We start from the raw sequence: 6,265 nt of genomic DNA, 5'->3' as shown, positions 1-6,265 counted from the left end.
ACAAGAGCTTTTTAGAAGAATTAAAAAAACAATTTACAATAACTTCCTTAAAACTCTTTTAACTTTGGCTCTACCAAAGCAATCTGAGAAAAATCTTTATCGTTGTGAAGAAGCAGTAAACCATTTTCAATTGCTATTTGAGCAATTATCACGTCAATTGTACTTCTTATACTGATTCCTTTTTTCTTGCATTTAAAATATAACTCTGCAGCCTTTTCATACGACTCTTTACCGTTTTTCAAATCATAGAATCTCTGGCTACTTAAATATTCCTTGAGCAGTTTGAATTCTTTCTCATCCTTCGCACCTTGCAAAATCTCCTGATACACTATATTACAAATACCAAATGGTATATTGTTAGAAATTACATAATGTAACTTCTCAACTTTTTCATTTGCGTTTCCTTTAAAGTAATCTATCAATACTGAAGTATCAACTAAAATCATGAATTCAGCCTCATTTCTTTATAATCATAATCTTCTGCAAATGAAATTTTACCTCTCAGTTCTGACAATTTCTTCCGACTGTGATTCTCAACAAACTCTTTTAAAGCAATCTCAACAGCTTCCTTCTTAGTTTTAACCCCTGCTATCTCCATCGCTTTTTTTAAAAGTTCATCGTTCAAAATTATATTTGTTCTCATCTTTATACACCTCCTAATGTGTATTCTAATACACACTAATTCTCCTGTCAATCAAACTGAATCCTTATTCCTCTTTTACCTTAAAACAGAGTATAAAAAATCCTAACACCATGCAGCAAAAAGAAATCACAAAAAGAATATTTTTGCCAAGTGCATCAATAATTCCTCCAGCTATAATAGAGTTGAATGCAAAAAAAGGTCCCATCAAAAAATTTCTAAGTCCTATATAAGCTGGCTGTTTTAATGGGTCTTTACAAAGTTTTGCAGCTAAATTGCTCTCATTTACATTTCTTGCACTCTGTGCAATACCAAATAGCCCCACTGAAAGATAGTAAATATTTATATTGCTCATCAAATATGTAAAATAAATTGCAGGCAAGAATATGAGAGCAGAAATTACAAGTGTACTTTTAAACCCATACTTTGAACCTATAATTCCCCACATCATATATCCAACTGTTTGAGAAAACAACAATATAGTTGTTGCAACCGCAACATGCTCAGTAGTTATACCAAGGCTATTTTTTGCAAATATAGTTTGAAAGCCAAATGGCATCTTACCAAGTGCACCAATAAATAAAACTGAAAACAGGTAATATGTAAAGTTCTTATCCTCTTTTAAGATCAAAAACATGTTTTTAAAATAGTGTTTATTGTTAATCTCCTTTTTTGGCTTTTTTTGTGGAATTTCTTTCATAAGTGAAAAGAGATAAAGTGAGATCATCATTATTAAAAAGGCAATGAAAAACAAAAGAGCATAGTTATAAGGATATCTTAAAAGTCTCAAAATTTTACCCATCAAAAAAGCACCAAGCGTTTCGCAAAGTCCCCCAATTGACGACCTGATGCCAAAAAATTTGCTCCGCTGTCTCTCAGGTATTAGTTTTAAAATCAGATTAAACCATGTAATATTTGCAAATGAAGCAAAAAATCCTTGAAGACTGAAAATTAAGTAAAACAGTATAACAAACAGAAGTTCATTTCTTTCAGCAAACAAAAACACGTCAATGGCCAAAAGAAGCCACATAAGCCGCATTATTAAAGCCACTTTTATGAAATACTCTTTGTAAGTCTCAAGCATCTCAAGCTTTTTAGCAACAAGTATCTGGGGAGAGTTTGACAAAAGCACATTCAGTGTTGTCAAAAGACCAATCAAAGTATTTGACTTTACATAGTGTGAAATAAAGTAAACTATAACAGTTGAGACTGATAGCATTCCGCTTGCAATGGCAAAGATTGCACCATCTGTGATTGACACAATTGAATTTTTTTTCAAGTTTCTATATGCAAAAGCTTCAATTTTTTTCAGCTCACGTTCTTGTTCCTCAGCTGTCACTTTAAATTCATCTCCTCACAAATTTTAAAAATATAGTCTTGAAATCTCCTGACTTCTTTTGATTAGCCTCAAACAGTAGATAAAAAGCAAAAGCTCATATATTCCAACAATTGCTAAAGCACCATAGACATTTAGCATCAATACAAAATCATAAAATCCATGTAGAAGCATTGGCAAAATTAGCGATACTTTAAAGTACCAATAGCTTCTATCAGCTGGCGCAAATCTTGCGAAACCCAAATAGTACCCCATTACAACCCCGAACATGGCATGAGCAGGCACTGCCATGATACCTCTTAAAACAATTACTGTGATAGCTTCTTGATATGATGTTTGAAATGATTGTAGTACATATCCCACATTTTCAATTGCCGCAAACCCTACAGCAGAAAAAACACAATAAACAATCCCGTCAAAAGGCTGATTAAAATATGGTGTGTCGTATGCAATTCTTAAAACAACCAGTCTTTTAAAATACTCTTCTGTTAGACCTGCTACAATAAAGGCTTCAAATACAATAAAAGAAATTCTGCTTGAAGCAGAAATACTCCCATATGCCATCAAAAAGTATTCAACTGGAACTACAACAGCGCTTATAAGCACTCCCCATACAAAAGTCTTTAAAAGAAGGTGCAGCGGCTCCTTTTCAAATTTGTCTCTTACATATATATAAAGTGCAATAAACAAAGATGGTGCAATGCTAAGGATTATCAGCTTATAAGGAATCATACTAAGCATCCTCCACTATTTTGTATTTTTCTTCTATTTTTTGTGGTTATTTCTTATATAGTGAAATAGAAAAAGCTGAGCATAGCCTGCTAAATCTCCAAAAGAGTTTATAAAGTCTCTTATTTGGTCTTTTGTTTTAAATCCATAATACTCTTTGAGCACTCTTTTTACCCACACATCAATTGGAAACACATTGTATTTTTGTAGAGAATACAGCAAAATACAGTCGGCAACCTTATCACCAATTCCTTTTATAGTCTTTAAAACCTGCTTTGCTTTTTGTACCTCCAAATCAGTCAGCTTATCAAAATTAATAAGTCCATTTTTTACTTTTTCAACAGCATCTTTTATATACTCTGCTCTGTAGCCAAGACCAAGAAGTTTTAAATCATCTATTGAACTACTCCAGAGACTCTCGAGTGTGGGAAATGACCAAGAAACAAAACCTTTATATGTTATTTTCTTGCCAAAGGCTTGACAAAGTCTTTCTATCAAAAGCTGAATTCTCTTTATGTTGTTATTCTGAGAAATAATGAATGAAATCATACATTCAAATGGTTCTTGGTTCAAAAGTCTCATGCCCCTATATTTTTCAACTGCTTCTTTCAAAATGCTATCGTGACCAGATAACTTTTCTAAAATTTCATCATAGTCCTTGTCTAAATCAAAATACCAGTAAAAAGATTTTTTAAATTCATCAGGTGAACAATTGTAAATATCAAAGGTATCCTCATCCTGAGGCTTTATGAATATTATCTTTTCATCAACAACACCTATGTAAAAATCATCCATTTTCTTCCATCTAAAACACTGACCACTGAAGAATGTTGCATCAAAATCAATATGCACACCGCTTATCCGAATAAAATCAGTGTACCATTTTATGTTCAACAGCTTCATCCCTTTCGGCAAAAAAATTTAAAAACAAAAAGAGCCAAGTACGTTTTTTGGCTCTATTTTTTAATTATTAGAATACAGTATTTTTTAAGGTTTATCAATATTTTTTTGATAGCCTGCTACTCCATTTGCAATTGCCATTGCCATCTTGATCTGAAAGTCATCATTTCTCAGCATTGCTTCTTCATTTGGACTGCTGAGAAAACCGCATTCAACTAAAATTGCAGGCATTTTTGTTTCCCTTAGCACATAAAAGTTTGCAAATTTTATTCCACGATTCACAAGCTTTAACATTTGAGTAATGCTTTTTTGCACCTCAAAAGCCAACAAAAATCCTTTTTTGCTATATTTGTAATAATATGTTTCAGCTCCTTCTGCAGAATCTCTCGTACTGCTGTTACAATGAATACTGATGAAGATATCTACCATGTTTTCGTTTGCAATCTTGCATCGTGCTTTAAGGTCTTCTTGAACACTTCTTTGTCCCCAAGGAAGTTTATCAGAGTCTCTTGTGAGTATAACCTGTGCTTTTACACCATCTTCCAAGATGTATTTTAGCTTCTTTGCAATAGCAAGAGTAATATCCTTTTCTTTTGTTCCATTTTTCCCAATTGCGCCAGGGTCCCTGCCACCATGGCCAGGGTCAATGCATACTTTCATTTTTTTCACCTCCTAAAAATCAGTTTATTTCAAAAGGCCTTTTTTGTTAAATCCAGAAAAACTGTCAGAATAAAAAAAGTAGCTGCTTTTTGTAATAAAAAAGCAGCTACTTTGCTTCAAATCTCAATTAGTTTGTTTCAAATCTCAGAAATTTTTAAAATTTTTTATTATTCATTACTTGTTAACTCAAATTTTATGGTAAATTCTTTAATATTGTCTTTATAAACTCCTCATTTGACTTCGTTCTTGCTAAACTATTGATAATCCTCTCTGTTGTCTCAGCAGTACCAAGGTTAGAAAGTGCTCTTCGAATAGCATCAACTGCAGCCTTTTCTTCTTCAGACAGTAAAAGCTCTTCCCTTCGTGTTCCAGACTTGTTAATATCAATTGCTGGGAATATTCTCTTCTCAGAAAGTTTTCTATCAAGGTGAAGCTCCATATTGCCTGTCCCTTTGAACTCTTCATAAATTACATCGTCCATTCTTGAGCCTGTCTCAATTAGGGCTGTTGCGAGAATTGTAAGGCTCCCACCTTCTTTGAGGTTTCGTGCAGCACCAAAGAACTTCTTTGGTTTGTGAAGAGCGTTAGGGTCAAGACCTCCAGAAAGTGTTCTTCCAGAAGGTGGTTCAACCAAGTTATATGCACGTGCAAGCCTTGTGAGGCTATCAAGAAGTATAACAACATCCCTCTTGCATTCAACAAGTCGCATAGCCCTCTCCAGTACCATCTCAGCAACCTTGATATGGTGTTCAGGCGTCTCATCAAATGTAGAATAATGGATTTCTGCTTTTATGGAATCTTGCATGTCTGTGACCTCTTCAGGTCTTTCGTCAATCAGAAGAACAATTAAATGCAAATCATCATAGTTTGTCAAAATACTATTTGCTATTTTCTTTAAAAGTGTTGTTTTACCAGCTTTTGGTGGAGCTACAATAAGACCTCTCTGGCCTCTTCCAATTGGAGCAATCAAGTCAATTAGTCTTACTGCCAAATCGTTCGGCTCTTTTTTGTTTTCCAAAACAATTCTTCTATTTGGGAAAATTGGAGTCAAGTCTTCAAAAGGTGTGCGTTTTGCAACCTCTTCAGGTTTCATGTCATTGACGCTTTGGACGTACAAAAGCCCTGCAAATTTTTCATTTTCCTTGGGTAGTCTAATTGGACCTCTTATCTTGTCACCTGTTTTGAGATTGAATTTTCTGATTTGAGATGGTGAGACATAGATATCGTTTGGTCCTGGCATAAATGAGTCGTCTCTTAGAAAACCGTAGCCACCACCGCCACCTGGCTCATATATAATCTCCAAAACTCCTTCACCTATGCCACCTATCTCAACTTTACCTTCAAGTTCTTTTAATTCTGGTGGAATTTCAATAACCATTTTATCCTCTTTTTTCTTCTTTTTTTTCCTTCAGCTCTATGATTTTCTTTTCCTCTTCTCTTTTTTCCTCTGCCTCAGCAACTTCTTTAGGTTCTTGTTCCTCTTTGGGTGCCTTCCTTTCTCCCTCTTGCCCTTGTTCTTGCACCTGTGTTTCTATTTCAGACGGCACTGCTTCGACTTTGTTAGATTCTTCTTTACTTTCTATTTCTTCAATTAACTGTTTATTTTGAGCATCAAGCGCTACAGTTTCCTGTTGCTGAAGCATTTCACTTTTTTTCTTTCTTCCTCTTCTGCCTTTTTCTTTTTTCTCTATACCTTCTAATATTTGTGCATCTTGTGGTGTTGTACCAATAAACTCTTTAATTGCTTCTATAAGCTGATTCTTTTTGAGCAAAGAATATTTTTGAATACCAAGACTTTTAGCAATCTCTCGAAGTTCAATGATCGACTTTCCTTTTAAAAACTCATCAACCGAATTAGGCACTCTTTTCCCTCCTTCTAATAATATTAGAATTTTTTCTTGCATTTATACACTATTAACTTCTGTCTGGGGAAGTTAATCTCAAGAGATGAAGGCCAATCTGACATATTTTATTTTAAAAGTATAACATTATATTGTCAA

General features: G+C 34.0%; 6 protein-coding genes and 1 pseudogene. All 7 read right to left on the bottom strand.

Annotation, left to right across the window (positions count from 1 at the left end):
- Positions 1 to 47 precede the first annotated feature (47 nt).
- Positions 48 to 446, bottom strand: coding sequence for a type II toxin-antitoxin system VapC family toxin (gene vapC / locus PGC14_RS03150; protein ID WP_011917047.1), 399 nt, complete (start codon positions 444 to 446; stop codon positions 48 to 50).
- Positions 443 to 643: a type II toxin-antitoxin system VapB family antitoxin gene (locus PGC14_RS03145; protein ID WP_011917046.1), complete on the bottom strand. Its 201-nt coding sequence runs from the start codon at positions 641 to 643 to the stop codon at positions 443 to 445. Before PGC14_RS03145 ends, vapC begins: the two co-directional genes overlap by 4 nt.
- Before the next feature lie 64 nt (positions 644 to 707).
- On the bottom strand, positions 708 to 1,979 hold the full coding sequence (locus PGC14_RS03140; protein WP_039765609.1) for an MFS transporter: 1,272 nt from the start codon (positions 1,977 to 1,979) through the stop codon (positions 708 to 710).
- A 24-nt stretch (positions 1,980 to 2,003) separates the two neighbouring features.
- Complete coding sequence (locus tag PGC14_RS03135; protein ID WP_011917044.1) at positions 2,004 to 2,708, bottom strand: PrsW family intramembrane metalloprotease; 705 nt, start codon at positions 2,706 to 2,708, stop codon at positions 2,004 to 2,006.
- Positions 2,709 to 2,741: 33 nt separating this feature from the next.
- On the bottom strand, positions 2,742 to 3,599 hold the full coding sequence (locus tag PGC14_RS03130; RefSeq protein WP_039765663.1) for a DNA-3-methyladenine glycosylase family protein: 858 nt from the start codon (positions 3,597 to 3,599) through the stop codon (positions 2,742 to 2,744).
- A gap of 93 nt (positions 3,600 to 3,692) precedes the next feature.
- Positions 3,693 to 4,265 carry an N-acetylmuramoyl-L-alanine amidase family protein gene (locus PGC14_RS03125; protein WP_039765613.1) on the bottom strand — a complete coding sequence of 191 codons (573 nt, stop codon included), beginning with the start codon at positions 4,263 to 4,265 and terminating at the stop codon, positions 3,693 to 3,695.
- A gap of 193 nt (positions 4,266 to 4,458) precedes the next feature.
- Positions 4,459 to 6,127: pseudogene (gene rho, locus PGC14_RS03120) on the bottom strand (transcription termination factor Rho).
- Positions 6,128 to 6,265: the final 138 nt, after the last annotated feature.

It is taken from the genome of Caldicellulosiruptor sp. DIB 104C (assembly GCF_028198085.1).
Lineage (GTDB): Bacteria > Bacillota > Thermoanaerobacteria > Caldicellulosiruptorales > Caldicellulosiruptoraceae > Caldicellulosiruptor > Caldicellulosiruptor saccharolyticus.
Note: the sequence above shows the minus strand (reverse complement) of the source record. Positions and strands in the feature narration are given on the sequence as shown.